This is a genomic window from Candidatus Symbiopectobacterium sp., assembly GCF_020054415.1.
GTDB lineage: Bacteria > Pseudomonadota > Gammaproteobacteria > Enterobacterales > Enterobacteriaceae > Symbiopectobacterium.
Map to the genome: position 1 here is coordinate 1 of NZ_JAHWCO010000337.1, position 2,921 is coordinate 2,921.

2 protein-coding genes and 3 pseudogenes are annotated in these 2,921 nt (G+C 55.0%); 1 reads left to right on the top strand and 4 read right to left on the bottom strand.

Features of this window, described 5'->3' with window-relative positions; genetic code table 11:
- Together QZ506_RS21555 and QZ506_RS09920 are read right to left on the bottom strand one after the other, a co-directional pair.
- Positions 1 to 156, bottom strand: a 156-nt coding sequence (locus tag QZ506_RS21555; RefSeq protein WP_367272998.1) for an IS1 family transposase, incomplete at its 3' end; no start/stop codon positions are given.
- A pseudogene (locus tag QZ506_RS09920) lies at positions 116 to 220 on the bottom strand (IS1 family transposase); the annotation flags it as partial. The gene QZ506_RS21555 and the pseudogene QZ506_RS09920, both read right to left, overlap by 41 nt.
- A gap of 179 nt (positions 221 to 399) precedes the next feature.
- Between QZ506_RS09920 and QZ506_RS09925 the strand changes: the two are divergent.
- Positions 400 to 1,826, top strand: a pseudogene (locus QZ506_RS09925) (PLP-dependent aminotransferase family protein).
- A gap of 2 nt (positions 1,827 to 1,828) precedes the next feature.
- Here the strand turns inward: QZ506_RS09925 and araD are convergent.
- Together araD and QZ506_RS09935 are read right to left on the bottom strand one after the other, a co-directional pair.
- Positions 1,829 to 2,525, bottom strand: a pseudogene (araD, locus tag QZ506_RS09930) (L-ribulose-5-phosphate 4-epimerase).
- Between the two features lie 253 nt (positions 2,526 to 2,778).
- Positions 2,779 to 2,921: ATP-binding protein (locus QZ506_RS09935; RefSeq protein WP_291970809.1), on the bottom strand; the 143-nt coding region annotated here is incomplete at its 5' end.

The following is a 2,921-nucleotide window of genomic DNA, read 5'->3' on the forward strand; positions in this document are numbered from 1 at the left end:
CAATCGGTTACGCAGTGTCAGATGTGCACGCTCAATACGCTGTGTATACAGCTTGCTAACAATGTGTCTTACTTTTGGAAGTTCGTCGTTGTAAGCCCTGTAGCCATCCGTGTTTGCATGACTGACGACGGTAACGCTGATTTCCACTTTTGCCATCACCGTGTTTTTTCACAGGAGATGTCTGTTCACAAAACGGGCATCCTACATCAACTTTAGTCACTGTATTCCACATCCAAAACCGGACATTTCACAATACAATCAACATATTGAATACACGACCCCCTTCGTCACCAACAGGGTGACGTCATCAAGGAAGTTGTGTTACCTTGACGCAAAATGTACTTTATTTTAAGGTCCAGTTTATCGAAAGTGGCTTTTTAATCCATTTGGGAGTCTACGATGGCTGCACGGCGAATCTGCTCTGCCTCATTACAGCGTCTGCTCGGTAACTGGCAGCAACCCGAATCACGCACTCCGGCTTATCGAAAGCTAGCAGATAGCCTGCGGTTGCTGATCCTGGATGGACGTTTGCCGCTGGATACCCGTCTTCCGGGTGGGCGCGACGTGGCGGAGATATTGCACATCAGCCGTACCACAGTGACCGGCGCCTTGGCCGAGTTGCGCAGCGAGGGTTATCTTGCCAGTCGACAGTGCTCCTGCTCCCTCACAACGCTACCCATCGCGCGTACTGAACCGGATTTGGCCCGTCTGCCGTTGCCTGCAATCGATCTCTCCTGCGCCGCCCTGCCCGCGGTTCCAGAGATCCATCATGCCTGTACCCGCGCCCTGTCTCAGTTGCCAGAGTACCTTGAACACAGCGGCTATGACGCTGCCGGGTTGCCACGACTGCACAGCGCGATTGCGCAGCGCTACAACGCGCGCGGCCTACCCACTACGGCGGATCAAATCATGGTGGTAAACGGCGCGGTCAGCGGTTTTACCCTGCTGCTACGACTGCTGACCTGCCCGGGCGACCGCGTAATTATTGAACACCCCACCTACCCTCATGCGATTGGGGCGATAAAAGGCGCGGCCCGTCGCCCGATTCCTGTGGCACTCCACGATCAGGGGTGGGATACCGATGGCCTTGCATCACGATTGCTCAGGCAGCTCCGCGTCTCGCCTACCTGATCACCGATTATCACAACCCCACCGGCCGCTGCATGAACAACCCCACGCGCCAAATTGTGGCGGAGATCGCGGCACGCACGCGCACGCCAATGGTGGTCGATGAAACCATGTCGGAACTGTGGTATGACGTGCTGCCACCACCGCCGCTGGCCGCCTTTGATGACAGCGGGCACGTCATCATGCTGGGATCGGCGGGCAAAAGCTTTTGGGGCGGACTGCGACTCGGCTGGATTAGAGCCAGCGCCCGCACCATCGCCGCATTGATACAAATGCGCGATACTGTGGATTTGCGTTCTCCATTATTGGAACAGCTCGCCTGTGCGGAACTGTTGCAGGACGCAGAACAGATTTTACCTGCACGCCGCGCCGGATTGCGTCAGCAGCGGGACGAGACCGGTGCCGCCATCGCCCGCCAGTTTCCTGAGTGGCAGTTGAATACGCCCAGCGGTGGCCTCTGTTGGTGGGCAGAGCTGCCACAACCCGTCTCCACCATGTTGGCAGCAAATGCAGAAACCTTGGGGATACGGATTGGCGCAGGACCGCGTTTTGGAATTGAAAGGGCTTTTGAACGCTTTTTGCGCGTCCCTTTTACGCTGCCAGTCAATGAAATTGAAGATGCTCTAATACGCATCAGGCCGGTGTGGGATCGTATTGCATCCCACCGCGTCAGTTATCCACGCGGTGGGTTGATTTAAGGTTATTGCCCGTAATAGGCTTTTTTACCGTGCTTACGCAGGTAGTGCTTATCCAAAAGTTGCTGCGGCATCGGGCCAACGTCCGGTGTCAGTTGGCGGGTAAATATGCCCATGTAGGCGATCTCTTCCGGTACCACCGCGTTATGCACAGCGGTATCGGCATCCTTTCACCAAGCGAAGGGGCCGTGTGCGTTGACAAGCACGGCGGGGATATCCAAAGGGGAAAGCCGGCGTTGATGAAAGGTTTCTACAATCACATTCCCCGTTTCCCCATTCATAGTGGCCGTCGATCTCCGCGTCTGTCATCAGACGGGTGCAAGGGATTGCGCCATAAAAGTAATCGGCATGGGTGGTGCCAAAGGCCGGCAAATCTTTGCCCGCCTGCGCCCAAATTGTCGCATGGCGTGAGTGCGTATGCACAATGCCACCAATCTGATCAAACGCCAGATAGAGCACGCGATGTGTATCTGAATCCGATGAAGGCTTCTTGCTTCCTTCAACCACGCGCCCGGTTGCCAGCTCCACCACCACCATATCTTCGGCGGTCATCACCGGGTAAGCCACACCCGACGGTTTGATGACCATCAGCCCCTGCTGACGATCGACTGCACTGACATTTCCCTAGGTAAAGATCACCATGTGATGCGCTGGCAGCGCCAGATTCGCCTCCAGCACCTGCTGTTTGAGTTCTTCTAACATCATTCGCCCCGTTTCATCCGATATGATATTGTCGGGGAGTCGGAGTGCCGCACCTATGGGCTAACTGGCTAAAAACCCTGCTACGATCTGCTACGCATTACCCTTTATGTGCATATTCGCATGCGATCGATCATCGATTCGCATCTAAGGTCGATCACGTTTTCGCATCGTATCGATCATCCGAGAACCTAACTTTTTTATCGTTTTAGCGTGTTTCTTCTGCGCTTTCCACTACCGGGCTATTTTTCCTTAATTATTCTCCCTTAAGCTCCAGTCTGTGGGCGTTGTGGATCAGCCGATCCAGGAAGGCATCGGCCGCCGTAGGGTTTTCCATCACACCGTACCATTGCTCCACCGGCAACTGGCTGATCAGGATCGTACTGGTTTGCCCATATC